A 17,407-nucleotide genomic window follows, 5' to 3' on the forward strand; every position below is an offset into this window, starting at 1 on the left:
ACCGGCGGGCGCGCCTGGAAGCCGGCCGCGCGAGTTCAGCGCAGCCGCGCGCGGAAGCAGCGCGTCACGTAGGGCACGGCGAGCTCCTCCGCGCCCGCGAGGTCGGGATGCGTGTCGAGCAGCGTCTCGAGCGCGGCGATGGTCGACGCCTGCTCCTCGGGCGGGGCCGTGATGAAGTAGCTGCGCGAGCGCACGAGGTCGAGGAAGCGCACTCGCGACATCGGCTCGCGCCACTCGACCGTGTGCTCCTCGATAGGACCGAACGGCGACCCGATGCGCACGTAGCTCTCGAACGTGGCGCTCGCGTCGTGCCGCTCGTGCATGATCTCGCCGGACTCGCGCAGCCAGTCCGCGCTCGTGTCGCGGCTGTTCCAGACCAGTCCGAGCACGCCGCCCGGACGCAGCACGCGCGCGATCTCGGGAACCGCGCGCTCGGGCACGAACCAGTGCCACGCCTGGCCGGCCACGACGGCGTCGACCGAGCCGTCCTCGATCGGGATGTCCTCGGCAGTGCCGAGGATGCGCGGCACCCCGGGCACCGCGACCTCGAGCTCCTCGAGCATCTCCTCGACGGGGTCGACGGCGATCACGTCGCGGTCGAGCTCGATGAGCGCCTCGGTGAGCTTTCCCGTTCCGGCCCCGAGGTCGAGCACGCGCTGCGCGTCGCCGATGAGCCAGGCGACCGCATCGACCGGGTAGCCCGGGCGCGACGCGTGGTACACGGATGCCGCGGCGCCGAACGAGCGCGCCGTGCGCATCGTCGCGGGGTCGTTCGGGTCGACGACGAGGCCGTCGGGGCGCTCGGGACCGGTCGATTCGGGGACGTCGCTCACGGCTCGCTCACCCCGTGATGACCATTCGCTCGATCGCCGCGCCGCCGGGTGCGAGCCGGAAGATGAACGTCGACGGCCCGTTGAACCCGTCGCCCCCGACGTCGGCCGCGACGATCACCTCGTCGCCGGCCTCGCGGACGTCGCCGACGTCGAAGGTCTGGTGCACGCCGATCGACTCGCGACGGCTCCAGCCCGCGATCTCCTCGCGGCCGCGGAACTCGCGCCCCCAGTCGTCGATGACGCCGTCGTCGGCGAACGCGGCGACGAACCGGTCGAGGTCGCCGGCGTTGGTGGCGTCGAACGCCTCGGCAACCGGTGCGGGCAACTCGGTCATCCGGTCTCCTCACCCTCGCGGCGCCCGTCGGCTCGGCGCTCCCGCAGCCATTCCACGCCCTGCCCGCGGCATCCGTCAACCGTCGGATGCGGCGCCGACGCGGCATCCGCAGCCCGATCGCCGACGCGCCACACGACGCGCCCGGCCGTGTCGGAACCGCGTGCGACGATGCACGCGTGCCAGTGGACTTCACCGCGATCGACTTCGAAACCGCCAATCCGTCGAGCGCGTCGGCCTGCTCGGTCGGCCTCGTGAAGGTCCGCGACGGGCGGGTCGTCGACCGGGTGCACTGGTACATCCGGCCGCCGTTCCCGCACGACGAGTTCTCGGAGTGGAACGTGCGCATCCACGGCATCACGCGCGACATGGTCGACGACGCGCCAGGCTGGCCCGTGCACCTGCCCGCGCTGCGGGAGTTCGCCGGGAGCGACGTGCTCGTCGCCCACAACGCCGGGTTCGACATGGGCGTCATCGCCAAGACCTCGACCGCGTTCGGCCTCGAGGTCCCCGACTTCCGCTACCTCTGCAGCCTGCAGGTGGCGCGCCGCACGTACCACCTCGAGTCGTACCGCCTGCCGTCGGCGGCGATGGCCGCCGGGTTCGAGGACTTCTCGCACCACGACGCGCTGGCCGACGCCGAGGCGTGCGCGGCGATCATCGTGCACGCGGCGAAGCGCCACGAGGCCGACGACGTCGAACGGCTGGCGCACCTCACGCGGGTGCCGCTCGGCGCGATCGGGTCGGTCGCCACGCAGGCGCAGCAGTCGGCGCAGGGGCCGATGGCCCTGCAGTAGGCGCGCTGCGCCAGTCCCCGGTCGTCGAGTAGCGCCGGCCGCAGGCCGACGCGTATCGAGACGCCTCCCCGCGCCAGTTCGACGCTCCCCGCGCCAGTCGGAGCGGTGCGCGGGCCGCTGAAGTGGCGCAACGGCGCGAGCCCTCGGTCGTCGAGCAGCGCAAGCCGCAGGCCGACCCCCTCCGGTCGTCGAGTAGCGCCGGCCGCAGGCCGACGCGTATCGAGACGCCACTCGCGACCTCCGATCCCCGCCCGGCCGAGCCGCCTCGCGAGCGATGTCGGACGCCGCTGCCACACTCGGGGACATGGAGATCCTGCTGCTCGTCATCGGCCTCGTCCTCGGCGTCGCGCTCGGCGCGCTCGGTGCATGGTTCGTGGCCGCGCGCCGAATCGCGGGGGCCGGCGACCCGGTCGTCGTCGAGGACCCGGCGCTCATCGAGGCGCGTCACCAGGCGCAGATCGCCGAGGTCCGCGCCGGCGAGGAGGCGGCCAAGTCCCTCCTCCGCGAGGAGCTCGCCGCGACCGCGGCCACGGCCGAGGCGCTCCGCGAGCAGATCCTCACGGCCCAGCACCAGCACCGCGAGCTCGTCGAGCAGCACCGCGCCGAGCAGCAGGCCCGCGAGGCGCGCGAGCAGGCCGAGAGCCGCGTCCTGACGGCGCTCGCGCCCGTCAAGCAGTCGCTCACCGAGATGCAGTCGAAGGTGACGCAGCTCGAGACCCAGCGCCACCAGCAGCACGGCGAGCTCGCCCAGCAGCTCAAGTCCGCGGCCGAGTCCGAGGAGCGGCTGCGCTCCACCGCTGAGGCGCTCGCGTCCGCGCTCCGCTCGAACAGCACCCGCGGCGTCTGGGGCGAGACCCAGCTGCGCAGCGTGGTCGAGGCCGCCGGCCTCATCGAGCGCGTCGACTTCGACCTGCAGTCGAGCATCTCGAGCGACTCCGGCGCAGGCCGTCCCGACATGGTGGTGCGCCTGCCCGGCGGCAAGTCGATCGCCGTCGACGCGAAGGTGCCATTCTCGGCCTACCTCGAGGCGAGCCAGATCCCCGCCACGGCGGTCGGCGCCGACGCGGCCCGGCGCGCCGAGTTCATGAAGCAGCACGTGCAGGCCGTGCGCGCGCACATCACGGCGCTCGGCTCGAAGGGCTACTGGAACGGCCTCGACGCCTCGCCCGAGCTCGTCATCGCGTTCATCCCGAGCGAGTCGCTCGTCTCGGCCGCGCTCGAGGCCGACCCGAGCATCATGGAGTTCGCGTTCGCGAAGCGCGTGGCGCTGGCGTCGCCCGTGACCCTCTGGTCGGTCCTGAAGACCGTGGCGTTCTCGTGGCAGCAGGACGTGCTGACCAACGAGGCGAAGACGCTCTTCGATCTCAGCCGCGAGCTGTACTCGCGCCTCGCCACCACGGCGTCCCACATCGAGAAGCTCGGCCGCACGATCGAGCGCAGCGTGAAGGACTACAACGCGTTCGTCGGCTCCCTCGAGCGCCAGGTGCTGCCGACCGCGCGCAAGCTCGGGGCCCTCGACGAGTCGAAGATCCTCGCGCCGCTGCAGGGCATCGAGGAGGCGCCGCGCGAGCTCACCGCCTACGAGCTGGTCGCGGGCACGGGCGCCGACCTCGACCCCGAGCTGCGTCGCCAGATCGAGTCGGGCGACGCTTCGCACAAGGGGTGACGCGCGCGCCGTCGCCGCCCGAGCGCGAGGGCGTCAGGTCGACGCCAGCGGCCAGCGCGCGCCGTCGCCGCCCGAGCGCGAGGGCGTCAGGTCGACGGGGCGGCCAGGGCGCGCGAACAACTCGGCGTTCAGCCCTCGATGACGCTGATGACGTTCCCGGCGGGGTCCGTGAACCAGGCGATGTTCGGCCCGGGATTCTCGTCCGAGCTGCGCGAGATCCCGCGTTCGTCGGTGCCGAAGTCCTGGTCGCCCGAGTAGATCTTCGTCACGACGCCGGCCTCGTTGAGCTCGTCGACCGCGCGGTCGATGTCCTCGACGATGAGGTTCAGGATCGTGAACGTCGCCGGCTCGTGGTTGTCCTTCGGGTAGACGAAGACGGTCTGGCCCGATGGCAGCGTGATGTTCAGGGAGCCCATCTGCCCGTCCTCGATGCGCAGCCCGAGCTTCGTCCCGTAGAACTCGCGCACCGCACCGAGGTCGTCGACGCTGAATCCCGGGAATGCATCCTTGATCGTGACCACGTGGGTCCTCCTCCGTACTCGTGATGCCGGGTCGGCACGAGCCACGCTTCCACACGTCCGCTTCGTCGTCGAGGGGTTGTCGCGGCGAGCTGCGAGCGGCCTATCCGGGCTCGAGGTCGGGGTCGGCGCGTCGGGTCGGCTCGTGCCGGTGGTGCGGCTCGTCGACGGGCGGGGCGAAGCCGGCGGCCGCCTCGGCACCCGTCACGACGTCCTCGTCGGGGTGCCCGTCGAGCGGGTGCGCCAGCTCATCACGGCCGAGCCGGGCGAACGCGAGCGTCGCGAGCGCGAGCAGCGGCGGAATGACGCCCGCGATGAGGAACGCCGGGGCGAGCCCGATCCACTCGCCGACCGGGCCAGCCACGGCCATCGAGATCGGCATGAGCGCGAGCGACACGAAGAAGTCCAGGCTCGAGACGCGGCCGAGCATCGAGGGCGGCACGCGCCGCTGCAGCAGCGTGCCCCACACCACCTGCGCACCGTCGAAGAGGACGCCGCAGATGAACACGGCCACGACCATGACCCAGAGCCACGAGGTGTACCCGATGATCGCGAGCGGGAGGCATCCGAAGCCCCAGGCCAGGATCATGAGCGTGAGGTACCGCCGCGGCAGCTTCATCGAGGCGACCGCGAGCGACCCGACCGCGCCGCCGACGCCGAAGCCCGCGAGTGCGAGCGCGTACGCCCCCGCGCCGCCGCCCGTCTGGTCCTTGACGGCGAACGGCAGCAGCACCTCGATCGGGCCCATGATGAGGAACACGAGGATGATCGAGAACGCGAGCGTCGCGAACAGCCAGCGCGTGCGCAGCAGGTAGGCGAAGCCGTCGCGCAGGTCGATGAACGACTGCCGCACGGGGTGCACGTCGAGCGAGTCGAGGTCGCGCCGCACCGGGGTCGTGCGCATGAAGCCGAGCACGGCGGCGGCCGCGACCTGCAGCACCGCCACGACCGCGAACGCGAGCCACGGACCCTGCAGCGCGATGCATGCGCTCGCGAGCGCCGGACCGGCCGCCTGCATCACGGCCGGACGCAGCACGCCCTCGATGCCGTTCGCCGCGAGGAGCCGGTCGGCCGGCAGGATCGCCGGCAGCCACGCCGAGTACGCGGGATAGAAGAACCCGTCGGCCAGGCCGAGCACGAACGAGATGACGGCGACGTGCCAGACCTCGATGACCCCGGTCGCGGCGAGCACCGCGGCGGTCGCGAACCCGACGCCGCGCACGACCTCGACCGTGAGCAGGATGCGCCGCTGCGGGATGCGGTCGGCGGCGACCCCGCCGAACAGCACGGCGATGACGAGTCCGAGGCTCGACCCGACCGCGACGAACGACAGGTCGACCGGCGATCCGCCGAGCTCGACGACCTGCCACACGGCCGCGACGATCCATGCGCCGGCCGACAGCAGCGACGCCGCCAGCGCGACGGTGAGCAGCCGGTACTGGCCCGAGGTGAACGGGCGCAGCGCGCGCGGCAGCCTCGTCCCGTCGCTCATCCGGCCATTCTCGCGAATTCCACGGACATCCGCCCGTGGAATCGCGTCATCGGTCGGCTTCGTCGAGCCACTTCTCCACGAGGTGGTCGGCCACGACGCGGCGGATGGTCCCCGACTTGCCGCGCAGCACGATCGACTCGGTGCGGATGATCGGGCCCTTCTTGCGCACGCCGTCGACGAGTTCGCCGTCGGTCACGCCGGTGGCCACGAAGAAGGTGTTGTCGCTGCGCACGAGGTCATCGAGCTCGTAGACCTGGTCGCAGTCGAGTCCCGCCGCCTCGCCGCGGGCACGCTCGGCGTCGTCCTTCGGCGCGAGCCGGCCCTGCATGAAGCCGCCGAGCGCCTTGATCGCGCACGCGGTGGTGATGCCCTCGGGGCTGCCGCCGATGCCGACGCACATGTCGATGCGCGACTCGTAACGCGCCGCGTTGATGCCGCCGGCCACGTCGCCGTCGCTGATGAGGCGCGTGCCGGCGCCGACCGCGCGGATGTCGGCGATGAGCTGCTCGTGTCGCGGGCGGTTGAGCACCGCGACCCGGAGCTCGCCGACGTCCTTGCCCTTGGCGGCCGCGAGCGCGCGCAGGTTCTCGCCGATGGGCTTGCGGATGTCGACGACGCCGATGCCGGAGGCATCCGTGACGATCTTGTCCATGTAGAAGACGGAGGACGCGTCGAGCATCGTGCCGCGGTCGGCGACGGCGATGACCGACAGGGCGTTCTGACGCCCGGCGGCGGTGAGCGAGGTGCCGTCGATCGGGTCGACCGCGATGTCGCAGGCGGGGCCGCGGCCGTTGCCGACGCGCTCGCCGTTGAAGAGCATGGGCGCCTCGTCCTTCTCGCCCTCGCCGATGACCACGACGCCGTCGAAGTTCACCGTGCCGAGGAAGGCCCGCATGGCGTCGACCGCGGCACCGTCGGCGGCGAGCTTGTCGCCGCGCCCGATCCACGGGTACGAGCGGATCGCAGCGGCCTCGGTCGCGCGCACGAGCTCGAGCGCGATGTTGCGGTCGGGGTGCAGGTAGAGGCTGCTTTCGATGTCGGTGCTCACGATCGGAGGTCCTTCCCGGAGTGGTCGGTCGGAGGTCGGGGCCTGAGTGGCATCCGCGAACCGGTGCCGAGCCTGCTTTCGAGCTTAACGATTCCGAGGTTGGGAAAACGCATTCCGTGGCGTCGAGGACGTGAAAGTTCGTGCGTTCTTAACGATCAGCCGGAACCGCCTCACGAGACGACGCCCACGACCACTCCGTCGTCTCCCACGACCAGCTCCGACCACTGCGGCGAGCTCCGCGGCCCGACGTGCCACGACGCGACACGGATGCCGCGGGCCTCGCGCCGCGCCGCCTCGAGCACGCCGTCGGCGCCCGGCCGGCACGCCGTGACCGCGCTGAGGAACAGCCACGCCGGACCTCGGCAGAGGTCGTCGAGCGTGAACCGCGTTCCCGCCGTCCGCCCCGACGCCGCCAGCCGCTCCGCCTCCGCGGCGGACTGCGGCGCGTACGACGCGACCATGTCGGCCCCGAGCGCCCGGACCGCGGCGGCCGTGAGCAGCCCCTCGGGCGCTCCCCCGATGCCGGTCACCACGTCGAGGTCGGTGCCACGCTGCGCGGCCCGCAGCGATCGCTCGATGTCGCCGTGCTCGAACGGCACCACGGTCGCGCCGGCGGCTCGGGCGCGCGCGGCGACCTCCGCGTTCCGCGGCCGGTCCTGCACCGCGACGCGCACCTGCGCCGGCGCGACGCCGCGCACGTCGGCGAGGCGTCGTACGAGCCGTTCGATGGGGAGCCCCGCAGCATCCGGCAACCAGGTGACCTGCTTGGCGAGGTAGTGCGCCGGGCCGAGGTCGGCGAAGCCGTCGCGGCCGGTGACGGCGAGCACGGCCAGCGCCCCGTCGCGACCGGATGCCGCGAGCCTCGTGCCGTCGACCGGGTCGACAGCGAGGTCGAGCGCCGGCCCGCCCGTGCCGAACCGCTCGCCCGGTGCGAGCATCGGCGCCTCGTCCTTCTCGCCCTCCCCCGCGACGACGCGCCCGTCGACGGCGATCACGGCGAGTGCGGCGCGCAGCGCGCCCACCGCGGTGCCGTCGACCGCCATGCCGTCGCCCGAGCCGACGAGCGGCACGACGGATGCCGCGGCCGCCGCCGTGGCATCCCGCAGCGCATGCGCCAGCGCGTCGCCGAGCTCGTCGAGGGGCGTGGGGGCCGGGGAGGTCACCCGTCCATCCTGCCGGTCGCCGGCGACCTGAGCACTCCTCGTCACCTCGCTAGACTCGTCAACGAACCCCAACGTCACCTTCGAAGGAGCACCATGCCCATCGCAACCCCGGAGCAGTACGCCGAGATGCTCGACACCGCCAAGGCGAAGGGCTTCGCCTTCCCGGCGTTCAACGTCTCCTCCTCGCAGACGCTCAACGCGGTGCTGCAGGGTCTCACCGAGTCGGGCTCCGACGGCATCATCCAGGTGACGACGGGCGGCGCCGACTACTTCGCGGGCCACACGGTGAAGGCCCGTTCGACCGGCGCCCTCGCATTCGCGAGGTTCGCGCACGAGGTCGCGAAGTCCTACCCGATCACGGTCGCGCTGCACACCGACCACTGCCCGAAGAACGCGCTCGACGACTTCGTGTTCCCGCTCATCGCCGCCTCCGAGGAGGAGGTCAAGGCCGGACGCAACCCGATCTTCCAGTCCCACATGTGGGACGGCTCGGCGGTTCCGCTCGACGAGAACCTCGAGATCGCAAAGGAGATCCTCCCTCGCATGAAGGCGATCAACGCCGTGCTCGAGGTCGAGATCGGCGTCGTCGGCGGCGAGGAGGACGGGGTCAGCCACGAGATCAACGAGCACCTCTACACGACGCTCGACGACGCGATCAAGACGGTCGAGGCGCTCGGCCTCGGCGAGCAGGGCCGCTACATGGCCGCGCTCACGTTCGGCAACGTGCACGGCGTCTACGCGCCCGGCAACGTGAAGCTCCGACCCGAGCTCCTGAAGGACATCCAGGACGGCCTCGCCGCGAAGTACGGCACCGGCCCGAAGCCCCTCGACCTCGTCTTCCACGGCGGCTCGGGCTCGACCGACGAGGAGATCGCCGAGGCCGTGCGCAACGGCGTCGTGAAGATGAACATCGACACCGACACGCAGTACGCGTTCACGCGCTCGATCGCGGGGTACATGTTCGAGAACTACGACGGCGTGCTCAAGGTCGACGGCTCGGTGGGCAACAAGAAGCTCTACGACCCGCGCGCCTGGGGCAAGGTCGCCGAGTCGGCGATGGCCGTCCGCGTGGGCGAGTCCACTCGTCAGTTGGGCTCGGCCGGCAACTCGATCAGCGCGTAGGCAGACGGATGCCGCAGGACGAGGCCGCTCGGCCGACGAATCCCCCTTCCGATGAGGGGCGGCCCGTCGACCCGCGGCCTCGTCCGCGCTACGGCGAGTACGCCCCCGAAGGCTGGAGCTGGCAGCCGCCGCGGGAGGCGGCGTCCGCCGAGTCTCCGCCGTCGGCACCGGCGACACCCGCTGCCGCCCCCACGCCGGCGACGATTGCCGGCACCGGCGCGCACGCCCACCCGCTCGATCGCGGCTGGACCATCGCGCTCCTGGCGTTCGGCGTGTTGGGAGTCATCTACAACGTGCTGTCGCTCCTCACGATGCCGGATGCCGCGCTCTCCTCGGCGCAGCTGACCGCCGGTCTGCTCGGCACCGAGCCCCCGACGTCGTTCACGCCGGGTCCGATCGTGCCCGTCGCGATCGGGATCGGTGCCATCCTCCAGGTGACGCTGTGGATCGGGGCCCTGCTGTGGTCCCGTGCGCGCATGCGCGCCGGCCGGCTCGCGTGGTGGGTACCCGTCGTCGCCGGAGTCGTCGCATTCGCGGTCGTGATGGTCGTCGGCCTGATCGTGTTCGCGAGCGACCCGACCTTCTTCGAGTTCATGCGCAGGAGCAGCGCGCAGTAACGGCGGACGGGCCGAGCGCATCGCGCCGGCCCGTCCGTGGTCTCCACCCCGGGTCACCGCGCCAGCGCCGGAGCGCCCTCCCCGGCGTCCGTGGCCTCCTCGAGCGGCGCCGCGAACTGGGCCTCGTACAGCCGCGCGTACGCGCCGCTCGCGGCGAGCAGCTCCTGGTGGGAGCCCTGCTCCACGATCCGCCCCTCCTCCATCACGATGATGAGGTCGGCGTCGCGGATCGTCGAGAGCCGGTGCGCGATCACGAAGCTCGTGCGGTCGGCGCGGAGCGCGTTCATCGCGTGCTGCAGCAGCAGCTCGGTGCGGGTGTCGACCGAGCTCGTCGCCTCGTCGAGGATGAGCACCGACGGGCTCGCGAGGAATGCGCGCGCGATCGTGATGAGCTGCTTCTCGCCGGCCGACAGGTTCGACGCCTCGTCGTCGAGCCGCGTGTCGTAGCCGTCGGGCAGGCTCCGCACGAACCGGTCCACGTACGTCGCGCGGGCGGCCTCGAGGATCTCCTCCTCCGTCGCGCCCGGGCGCCCGTAGGCGATGTTCTCGCGGATCGTGCCGGCGAACAGCCACGTGTCCTGCAGCACCATGCCCATCCGCGAGCGGAGCTCGTCGCGCGTCATCCGCGTGACGTCGAGTCCGTCGAGCGTGATCCGGCCGGAGTCGAGCTCGTAGAAGCGCATGAGCAGGTTCACGAGCGTGGTCTTGCCCGCGCCCGTGGGTCCGACGATGGCGATGGACATGCCGGGCTCCGCCGTGAGCGAGAGGTGGTCGATGAGCGGCTTCTCGGGGTCGTAGCGGAACGACACGTCGTCGAAGACGAGGCGCCCGCTCGTCGCGGCCGGCCGTTCGGGCTTCGCCGGGTCGGCCGACTGCTCGTCGGCGTCGAGCAACTCGAAGACGCGCTCTGCGCTCGCGACGCCCGACTGGAGCAGGTTGGCCATCGAGCCGAGCTGCGCGAGCGGCTGCGTGAACTGGCGCGAGTACTGGATGAACGCCTGCACGTCGCCGAGCGAGATGGTGCCCGCCGCGACCATCAGGCCGCCCACGACGGCGATGCCGACGTAGACGAGGTTGCCGACGAACGTCATGGCGGGCATGATCAGGCCGCTCACGAACTGGGCGCCGAAGCTCTGCTGGTAGAGCTCCTCGTTCTTCTCGTCGAACCGGCGGCCGACCTCGGGACGGCGGCCGAACACGCGCACGAGGGCGTGGCCCGAGTAGGCCTCCTCCACCTGGGCGTTGAGCTCGCCGGTGTGCCGCCACTGCTTCACGAACAGCCCCTGCGAGCGCTTCGCGATGAGCGCCGTGATCACCAGCGTCAGCGGGATCGTGACGAGTGCGATGAGCGCGAGCACCGGCGAGATGATGAACATCATGACGAGCACGCCGACCACCGTGAGGAGCGAGGTGAGCAGCTGGCTCATGGTCTGCTGCAGCGTCTGCGAGATGTTGTCGATGTCGTTCGTCACCCGCGAGAGCAGCTCGCCTCGCGGCATCCGGTCGAAGTACGACAGCGGGAGGCGATGGATCTTCGCCTCGACGTCCTGGCGCAGCCGGTAGACGGTGCGCTGGGTGACGCCGTTCAGCACGTAGCCCTGGGCCCACGCGAACAGTGCGGCGAGCACGTAGAGCAGGAGCACCCACGCGAGCACCGTGGCGAGCGCGGTGAAGTCGATGCCCTGTCCGGGCACGAGGTGCATCGAGGCGACCATGTCGGCCTGCTGGTCGTTGCCCTGCGCGCGGAGCGCGGCCACGACCTGCTCCTGCGTGGCGCCGGCGGGCATCTGCGATGAGATGAAGCCCTCGAAGATGAGGTTCGTGCCCTCGCCGAGGATCTTCGGCCCGAGGACCGAGAACGTGACGCTCACGACCCCGAGCAGGATCACGAGCACGACGAGCGCGCGCTCGGGACGGAGCCGGCCGAGCAGTCGCTTGGCGCTCGGCCAGAAGTCCATCGACTTCTCGCCGGGCATCGCCATCATGCCCATGGGGCCGCCGCCCATCGGCCCGCGCCGCATGGGCGGCCGCGGCGGAGCCTGCGTCTCCTGTCGCTCGTCGGTCATGCCGCCGCCTCCTCCGCGCTCAGCTGGCTCTCCACGATCTCGGCATAGGTCGGCGAGGTCTCCAGCAGCTCCTCGTGCGTGCCGCGTGCGACGATGCGTCCGTCGTCGACGACGAGGATCTGGTCGGCGCCGACGATCGTCGCGACGCGCTGGGCGACGACGAGCATCGTGGCGCCGGCCTCGGCTCGTGCGAGCGCGGACCGCAATCGCGCGTCGGTCGCCGTGTCGAGCGCCGAGAACGAGTCGTCGAACAGCAGGATCGGCGGCCTGCGCACGAGCGCCCGCGCGATCGAGAGGCGCTGCCGCTGGCCGCCCGACACGTTGGTGCCGCCCTGTGCGACGGATGCCTCGAGCCCCTCTGGCATGGCCTCGACGAAGTCGCGCGCCTGCGCGGTCTCGAGCACGGCCCAGAGCTCGTCGTCGGTCGCGTCGGGATCGCCGTAGCGGAGCGTGGATGCGACCGTGCCGGCGAAGAGGTAGGGCTTCTGCGGCACGAGCCCGAACTGGGCGTTGAGCACGTCGGAGTCGAGCTCGCGCACGTCGACGCCGCCGACGAGCACGCTGCCGCTCGTCACGTCGAAGAGGCGCGCCGCGAGGTTGACGATCGTGGTCTTGCCGGCGCCCGTCGCGCCGATCACCGCCGTGACCCTGCCCGGTTCGGCGACGAAGCTGACGTCCTTGAGCACCGGATCCTCGGCACCGGGGTAGGCGAACGTCACGTGCCGGAACTCGAGGGTGCCGGGCTCCGTCAACTCGGTCGTGCCGCCGATCGGCTCGACGACCGACGGCTCGGTCCCCAGCACCTCGCCGATCCGGCCTGCGGAGACCACGGCACGCGGCAGCAGGAACGCGATCATCGTCGCCATCATGACCGCGATGAGGATCTGGATCAGGTAGCTGAGGAACGCGATGAGCGAGCCGATCTGCAGCGAGCCGTCCTCGACGCGGAAGGCGCCGAACCAGAGCACCGCGACGCTCGACACGTTGAGCACGAGCAGCACGATCGGGAAGACGAGCGCGAAGAGCCGGCCGGCGCGCAGTGCGGTGTCGGTGAGCGCGTCGTTCGCCTGCTCGAACCGGTCGTCCTCGACCTGCTCGCGCACGAAGGCGCGGATGACGCGGATGCCGGTGAGCTGCTCGCGCAGCACCCGGTTCACGCCGTCGATCCGCTTCTGCATCGACTGGAACAGCGGCACCATGCGGCTGAGGATGATGCCCAGGACGAGGAGCAGCACCGGCACGGCGACCACCATGATCCACGACAGCGTGAGGTCCTCGCGGAGCGCGAAGATGACGCCGCCGATGGCGAGGATCGGCGCCGACACGAGCACCGTGCACGACATGAGCACGAGCATCTGCACCTGCTGCACGTCGTTCGTCGACCGGGTGATGAGGCTCGGCGCGCCGAAGCGCGACACCTCCTGCTCCGAGAAGTCGCCGACGCGGCGGAACACCGAGCGGCGCACGTCGCGGCCGAACGCCATGGCCGCCTTGGCGCCGAACCAGACCGCGGCGATCGCGCAGGCGATCTGCACCAGCGTCACGCCGAGCATGACACCGCCGATCGAGAGGATGACGCCCATGTCGCCCTTGGCGACGCCGTCGTCGATGATGTCGGCGTTCAGCGTGGGCAGGTAGAGCGAGGCCATCGACTGGGCGAACTGGAACACCACCACCCCGATCAACAGGCCCCAGTACGGCCGCAGGTGCTGGACGAGGAGTCGCATCAGCATGGGTCGGATCCCTTCTCGATGCCGTGGACGACGAGGTGCGCGAGCTCGGCGGAGTCGAGGCTGCCGGGCAGGTCGTTGAGGTGCGGTATCGCCGACGCGAAGGCGACGAGCCGGACGAACGCGAACACGCCGGCGGGCGGCACGCGCAGGCGTTCGAGCTCGGGTGCGAGCAGCTGCTCGAAGATCGACACGATCACCGCCGGGTCCGCGGATGCCGGGGGCCGCGGACGACCGCCCAGCGAGGCGAAGACCCCGAAGATGCCCGTGAACCGGTCGTGGAAGCGGTCGATGATGAGCCGGACCTTGAGCTCGAGCGGCAGCGACGCGTCGATCGACCGGAGCGCGGCCCGGAACGGCTCGGGGTCGAGGAACTCCTCGACGGCGGCGTCGATGATCGCCTCCTTGTCGTCGAACACCCGGAAGAGGGTGCCCTCGGCGACGCCGGCCGCCTCGGCGATCTGGCGCGTCGTCACGTCGCGGCCGTACGCGACGATGAGCGGCACGGTGGCGCGGGCGATGGCGCGGCGGCGCTCCTCGACGGGAAGCGGGCTCGCGCGGCCGGGGCGCTCGACGGTGCGTTCCATTCGGCGATCGTACCTCGGAGTGAGCGCTCACTCACTCATCAGGACGCACGCTCACAGCGAACGCGCCCGGCCCCGCCGGACGCGGGTGTCAGGCGTCGGCGTTCGCGCGCGAGCGCCCGCCCAGGGCACGGGCGTCGCGGTTGCCGCTGAGGTCGCGGCGCAGCTCCTTCGGCAGCGAGAACATGAGGTCCTCCTCGGCCGTCTTCACCTCGGCGACCTCGCCGTAGCCGGCGTCCTCGAGCTCGAGGAGCACCTCCTTGACGAGCCCCTCGGGCACGGATGCCCCGCTCGTCACGCCGACCGTCGTCACGCCGTCGAGCCACTCCTGCCTGATCTCGGTCGAGTAGTCGACCCGGTACGCGGCCTTGGCGCCGTTCTCGAGCGCGACCTCGACGAGGCGCACGCTGTTCGACGAGTTCGCGGAGCCGACGACGATGACGAGCTCGGCCTCCTGCGCGACCTTCTTGATCGCGACCTGGCGGTTCTGGGTGGCGTAGCAGATGTCGTCGGAGGGCGGGTCCTGCAGGGCGGGGAACCGCTCGCGCAGCCGCCGCACGGTCTCCATGGTCTCGTCGACCGACAGCGTGGTCTGCGAGAGCCACACCACCTTCTCGGGGTCGCGCACCTCGATGTTCGGCACGTCGTCGGGGCTGTTCACGAGCGTGACGTGGTCGGGCGCCTCGCCTGCGGTGCCCTCGACCTCCTCGTGGCCCTCGTGGCCGATGAGCAGGATCTCGTAGTCGTCGCGCGCGAAGCGCACGGCCTCGCGGTGCACCTTGGTGACGAGCGGGCACGTGGCGTCGATGGCGTGCAAGCCCCGATCGGATGCCGCGTTCACGACGGCCGGCGAGACGCCGTGCGCGCTGAACACCACGTGGGCGCCCTCGGGCACCTCGTCGACCTCGTCGACGAAGATCGCGCCCTGCTTCTCGAGCTCGGTCACCACGTGGATGTTGTGCACGATCTGCTTGCGCACGTAGACGGGCGCGCCGTAGTGCTCGAGCGCCTTCTCGACGGCGATCACGGCGCGGTCGACGCCGGCGCAGTAGCCGCGGGGCGCCGCGAGCAGCACCCGCTTGCGTCCGGGGGCGGGGATATCCTTGAGCCGGCCGCGAACGCCCGGCATCCTGGGCATCCCAAGGCCGATTCGCGGGGCATCCGTCGTGCTCGTCACGGTGTCCATCCTACGCGGGCGATGCTGGGCGGGCGGCGGGAGGACCCATGACGGACGCACCGGCGACGCGCGAGCATCCGTGGCCCGTGGCGCTGCTCTCCGCGAAGCTCAAGGACTACCTCGACCGCCTCGGCACGGTCTGGGTCGAGGGCGAGATCACGCAGTGGGGCGTCTCGGGCGGCAACGTCTACGGCAAGCTGAAGGACCTCGAGACCGACGCCACGGTCTCGTTCACGATGTGGTCGTCGGTGCGTGCACGCCTGGCCGAGCAGTTCAAGCAGGGCGACCACGCGGTGCTGCTCGCGAAGCCGAGCTGGTGGGTCAAGGGCGGCACGCTCTCGATGCAGGTCTACGACATGAAGCACGTCGGCCTCGGCGACCTGCTCGAGCGCCTCGAGCGCCTCCGCCGGCAGCTCGCCGCCGAGGGCCTCTTCGACGCCGACCGCAAGAAGCGCCTCCCCTTCCTCCCGGCCGTGGTGGGCCTCGTCACGGCGCGCGACAGCGACGCCGAGCAGGACGTGCTGCGAAACGCCCGCCTGCGCTGGCCCGCGGTCGAGTTCCGCACGGCGTACGCGTCGGTGCAGGGCGACCGCACGGCGCCCGAGGTCGTCAACGCGATCCGACGGCTCGACGCCGACCCGGACGTCGAGGTGATCATCGTCGCGCGCGGCGGCGGCGACTTCCAGAACCTGCTGGGCTTCAGCGACGAGCGGGTCGTGCGCGCGGCGGCCGCGGCATCCACCCCCATCGTCTCGGCGATCGGCCACGAGGCCGACCGGCCGCTGCTCGACGACGTCGCCGACCTCAGGGCCTCGACGCCGACGGATGCCGCGAAGCGCGTCGTGCCCGACGTCGCCGAGGAGCTCATGCGTGTCGAGCAGGCCCGCGCCCGCCTCGGCATGCGGCTCTCCGCGCTGCTCTCGCGCGAGATCGACCGGATCGGCCACCTGCGGGCCCGCCCGGCCCTCGCCGAGGCCGGCTGGATCGTCGACCGTCGCGCCGAGGACCTCACGCGCTGGGTCGCGCGCGGCACCGAGCTCATGGAGCGCTGCATCGAGAAGCAGACGGCGCGGGTCGGCGAGCTCCGCGGCCACCTGCGCGCCCTGTCGCCGCAGGCGACGCTCGACCGCGGCTACGCCATCGTGCAGGGTCCCGACGGGCACGTGCTGCGGGCGCCGGGGGGCGCCCCCGAGGGCGCGACGCTCACGCTCACGCTCGCCGAGGGCGTGCTCGGGGCGGTCTCCACCGGCGCCGCGTCGCACGACCTCCGCGAGCCCGCACCGTCCACAGGGGGCGCGGGGCGCTCCACGGGGGCGTCGGGCCGCGACGACGGGGTCGGCGACGCCGAATAGAATGGGTGGCATGCCCCCCACCACGGATGTCGCCGAGCTGACGTACGAGCAGGCGCGCGACGAACTCGTGCAGGTCGTCGCCGAGCTCGAGCAGGGCTCCGCGACCCTCGAGCAGTCGCTCGCGCTGTGGGAGCGCGGCGAGGCGCTCGCAGCACGGTGCGAGGAGTGGCTCATCGGCGCGCGGGCGCGCCTCGACGCGGCGCGCGCCGGAGCCGGGCGCGGCACGCCCGCGGCATCCGACGACCCCGGCGCCCGCTGATGGCGCAGCGACCGCAGCGGGTGGTGGCCGAGCTCGGCCGCCCCGAGACCCCTGAGGAGACGGCCGCTCGCAAGGCCCAGAACTCGCGCCTGCACCGCCAGCGGCAGACCGTGCTCAACCTCGTGCTGTCGCTCGGCGCGAGCCTGCTGGTCGTGCTCGTGATCGTGCTGCTCGTGCCGCGCTCCGACACGGCGATGACGCGCGACGTCGACGTGGCGCCCATCGCCGAGCAGGCGCAGGTGGCGAGCGACGACCAGCTCGCCGTGCCCGAGCTTCCCGAGGGCTGGCGTGCGAACGCCGCCGAGCTGCGCACGTCGCAGGTCGACGAGGTCACCGCCTGGTACGTTGGCTACCTCACGCCGAGCGACGAGTACATCGGCATGTACCAGGGCTTCGACGCCAACCCCACGTGGGTGGCGGGCCTGCTCGCCCGCACGCTGGCCACGGGCACGACCACGATCGACGGCGTCGAGTGGACCGTGTACGACAACCGCGACACGGGCGACGACGTGGGCAACGCGAAGTACGGACTCACCACCGAGGCGGGCGACAGCACGTTCGTCCTGCTCGGCACCGGCACGCCCGAGGAGTTCGAGACGTTGGCCACCGCCCTCACCCCCACCATCGACGCACTGCGCTGATCCGAAGCCGA

Annotated in this window: 17 protein-coding genes; 7 read left to right on the forward strand and 10 right to left on the reverse strand. The window is 71.8% G+C overall.

Features of this window, described 5'->3' with window-relative positions; all coding sequences use genetic code 11:
* Nucleotides 1-35: 35 nt before the first annotated feature.
* Together ACFVN5_RS12730 and ACFVN5_RS12735 are read right to left on the reverse strand one after the other, a co-directional pair.
* Entirely contained in the window at nt 36-833 is a 798-nt protein-coding gene (locus tag ACFVN5_RS12730; protein WP_376955574.1) for a class I SAM-dependent methyltransferase, read from the reverse strand.
* Nucleotides 834-840: 7 nt separating this feature from the next.
* On the reverse strand, nt 841-1,167 hold the full coding sequence (locus tag ACFVN5_RS12735; protein WP_376955575.1) for a nuclear transport factor 2 family protein: 327 nt from the start codon (nt 1,165-1,167) through the stop codon (nt 841-843).
* Nucleotides 1,168-1,343: 176 nt separating this feature from the next.
* Between ACFVN5_RS12735 and ACFVN5_RS12740 the strand changes: the two genes are divergently transcribed.
* Nucleotides 1,344-1,961 carry a 3'-5' exonuclease gene (locus ACFVN5_RS12740; RefSeq protein ID WP_376955576.1) on the forward strand — a complete coding sequence of 206 codons (618 nt, stop codon included), beginning with the start codon at nt 1,344-1,346 and terminating at the stop codon, nt 1,959-1,961.
* A 304-nt stretch (nt 1,962-2,265) separates the two neighbouring features.
* Nucleotides 2,266-3,627 carry a DNA recombination protein RmuC gene (gene rmuC / locus ACFVN5_RS12745; RefSeq protein ID WP_376955577.1) on the forward strand — a complete coding sequence of 454 codons (1,362 nt, stop codon included), beginning with the start codon at nt 2,266-2,268 and terminating at the stop codon, nt 3,625-3,627.
* 128 nt (nt 3,628-3,755) lie between these two features.
* Here the strand turns inward: rmuC and ACFVN5_RS12750 are convergent, their stop codons facing one another.
* From ACFVN5_RS12750 to ACFVN5_RS12765, 4 genes are all read right to left on the reverse strand, one after another.
* On the reverse strand, nt 3,756-4,148 hold the full coding sequence (locus ACFVN5_RS12750; protein WP_376955578.1) for a VOC family protein: 393 nt from the start codon (nt 4,146-4,148) through the stop codon (nt 3,756-3,758).
* Between the two features lie 100 nt (nt 4,149-4,248).
* Nucleotides 4,249-5,637 carry an MFS transporter gene (locus ACFVN5_RS12755; RefSeq protein ID WP_376955579.1) on the reverse strand — a complete coding sequence of 463 codons (1,389 nt, stop codon included), beginning with the start codon at nt 5,635-5,637 and terminating at the stop codon, nt 4,249-4,251.
* A 46-nt stretch (nt 5,638-5,683) separates the two neighbouring features.
* Entirely contained in the window at nt 5,684-6,688 is a 1,005-nt protein-coding gene (glpX, locus tag ACFVN5_RS12760; protein ID WP_376955648.1) for a class II fructose-bisphosphatase, read from the reverse strand.
* Nucleotides 6,689-6,855: 167 nt separating this feature from the next.
* A complete protein-coding gene (locus tag ACFVN5_RS12765) occupies nt 6,856-7,848 on the reverse strand; it encodes a fructose-bisphosphatase class II (RefSeq protein WP_376955580.1) in 993 nt (330 codons plus the stop codon).
* 93 nt (nt 7,849-7,941) lie between these two features.
* On the opposite strand from ACFVN5_RS12765, the gene fbaA reads away from it, so the two are divergent.
* Together fbaA and ACFVN5_RS12775 are read left to right on the forward strand one after the other, a co-directional pair.
* Nucleotides 7,942-8,970, forward strand: a complete 1,029-nt coding sequence (fbaA, locus tag ACFVN5_RS12770) for a class II fructose-bisphosphate aldolase (RefSeq protein WP_376955581.1) — start codon at nt 7,942-7,944, stop codon at nt 8,968-8,970.
* Between the two features lie 8 nt (nt 8,971-8,978).
* Nucleotides 8,979-9,587: a DUF6264 family protein gene (locus tag ACFVN5_RS12775; protein WP_376955582.1), complete on the forward strand. Its 609-nt coding sequence runs from the start codon at nt 8,979-8,981 to the stop codon at nt 9,585-9,587.
* Between the two features lie 53 nt (nt 9,588-9,640).
* On the opposite strand, the gene ACFVN5_RS12780 is transcribed toward ACFVN5_RS12775, so the two are convergent.
* The 4 genes from ACFVN5_RS12780 to ACFVN5_RS12795 all read right to left on the reverse strand — a co-directional run bounded on the left by ACFVN5_RS12780 (nt 9,641) and on the right by ACFVN5_RS12795 (nt 15,105).
* Nucleotides 9,641-11,653, reverse strand: a complete 2,013-nt coding sequence (locus ACFVN5_RS12780; RefSeq protein WP_376955583.1) for an ABC transporter ATP-binding protein — start codon at nt 11,651-11,653, stop codon at nt 9,641-9,643.
* Nucleotides 11,650-13,386, reverse strand: a complete 1,737-nt coding sequence (locus ACFVN5_RS12785) for an ABC transporter ATP-binding protein (protein WP_376955584.1) — start codon at nt 13,384-13,386, stop codon at nt 11,650-11,652. Before ACFVN5_RS12785 ends, ACFVN5_RS12780 begins: the two co-directional genes overlap by 4 nt.
* The gene (locus ACFVN5_RS12790) at nt 13,380-13,970 is read right to left on the reverse strand and encodes a TetR/AcrR family transcriptional regulator (RefSeq protein WP_376955585.1); all 591 of its coding nucleotides are present in this window, start codon (nt 13,968-13,970) and stop codon (nt 13,380-13,382) included. The genes ACFVN5_RS12785 and ACFVN5_RS12790 overlap by 7 nt, the downstream gene beginning before the upstream one ends.
* Before the next feature lie 88 nt (nt 13,971-14,058).
* Nucleotides 14,059-15,105 (reverse strand): 4-hydroxy-3-methylbut-2-enyl diphosphate reductase, encoded by a 1,047-nt coding sequence (locus tag ACFVN5_RS12795; RefSeq protein ID WP_376955649.1) that lies wholly within the window; start codon nt 15,103-15,105, stop codon nt 14,059-14,061.
* Between the two features lie 86 nt (nt 15,106-15,191).
* Between ACFVN5_RS12795 and xseA the strand changes: the two genes are divergently transcribed.
* Genes xseA through ACFVN5_RS12810 form a run of 3 tightly spaced genes read left to right on the forward strand, consistent with a single transcriptional unit; the run spans nt 15,192 to nt 17,396 of the window.
* Nucleotides 15,192-16,496, forward strand: coding sequence for an exodeoxyribonuclease VII large subunit (gene xseA / locus ACFVN5_RS12800; RefSeq protein ID WP_376955586.1), 1,305 nt, complete (start codon nt 15,192-15,194; stop codon nt 16,494-16,496).
* Nucleotides 16,497-16,506: 10 nt separating this feature from the next.
* Entirely contained in the window at nt 16,507-16,755 is a 249-nt protein-coding gene (locus ACFVN5_RS12805) for an exodeoxyribonuclease VII small subunit (protein ID WP_376955587.1), read from the forward strand.
* A complete protein-coding gene (locus ACFVN5_RS12810) occupies nt 16,755-17,396 on the forward strand; it encodes a DUF4245 domain-containing protein (RefSeq protein WP_376955588.1) in 642 nt (213 codons plus the stop codon). Before ACFVN5_RS12805 ends, ACFVN5_RS12810 begins: the two co-directional genes overlap by 1 nt.
* Nucleotides 17,397-17,407: the final 11 nt, after the last annotated feature.

It is taken from the genome of Agromyces sp. NPDC057865 (assembly GCF_042796995.1).
GTDB lineage: Bacteria > Actinomycetota > Actinomycetes > Actinomycetales > Microbacteriaceae > Agromyces.

Bases quoted from the DNA above. Each gene is read 5' to 3' on its own strand.
- ACFVN5_RS12810 (WP_376955588.1), top strand. From the start codon at position 16,755: ATGGCGCAGCGACCGCAGCGGGTGGTGGCCGAGCTCGGCCGCCCCGAG.
- ACFVN5_RS12755 (WP_376955579.1), bottom strand. From the start codon at position 5,637: ATGAGCGACGGGACGAGGCTGCCGCGCGCGCTGCGCCCGTTCACCTCG.
- ACFVN5_RS12805 (WP_376955587.1), top strand. From the start codon at position 16,507: ATGCCCCCCACCACGGATGTCGCCGAGCTGACGTACGAGCAGGCGCGC.
- xseA (WP_376955586.1), top strand. From the start codon at position 15,192: ATGACGGACGCACCGGCGACGCGCGAGCATCCGTGGCCCGTGGCGCTG.
- ACFVN5_RS12775 (WP_376955582.1), top strand. From the start codon at position 8,979: ATGCCGCAGGACGAGGCCGCTCGGCCGACGAATCCCCCTTCCGATGAG.
- rmuC (WP_376955577.1), top strand. From the start codon at position 2,266: ATGGAGATCCTGCTGCTCGTCATCGGCCTCGTCCTCGGCGTCGCGCTC.
- fbaA (WP_376955581.1), top strand. From the start codon at position 7,942: ATGCCCATCGCAACCCCGGAGCAGTACGCCGAGATGCTCGACACCGCC.
- ACFVN5_RS12795 (WP_376955649.1), bottom strand. From the start codon at position 15,105: ATGCCCAGGATGCCGGGCGTTCGCGGCCGGCTCAAGGATATCCCCGCC.
- ACFVN5_RS12790 (WP_376955585.1), bottom strand. From the start codon at position 13,970: ATGGAACGCACCGTCGAGCGCCCCGGCCGCGCGAGCCCGCTTCCCGTC.
- ACFVN5_RS12780 (WP_376955583.1), bottom strand. From the start codon at position 11,653: ATGACCGACGAGCGACAGGAGACGCAGGCTCCGCCGCGGCCGCCCATG.
- ACFVN5_RS12735 (WP_376955575.1), bottom strand. From the start codon at position 1,167: ATGACCGAGTTGCCCGCACCGGTTGCCGAGGCGTTCGACGCCACCAAC.
- ACFVN5_RS12785 (WP_376955584.1), bottom strand. From the start codon at position 13,386: ATGCTGATGCGACTCCTCGTCCAGCACCTGCGGCCGTACTGGGGCCTG.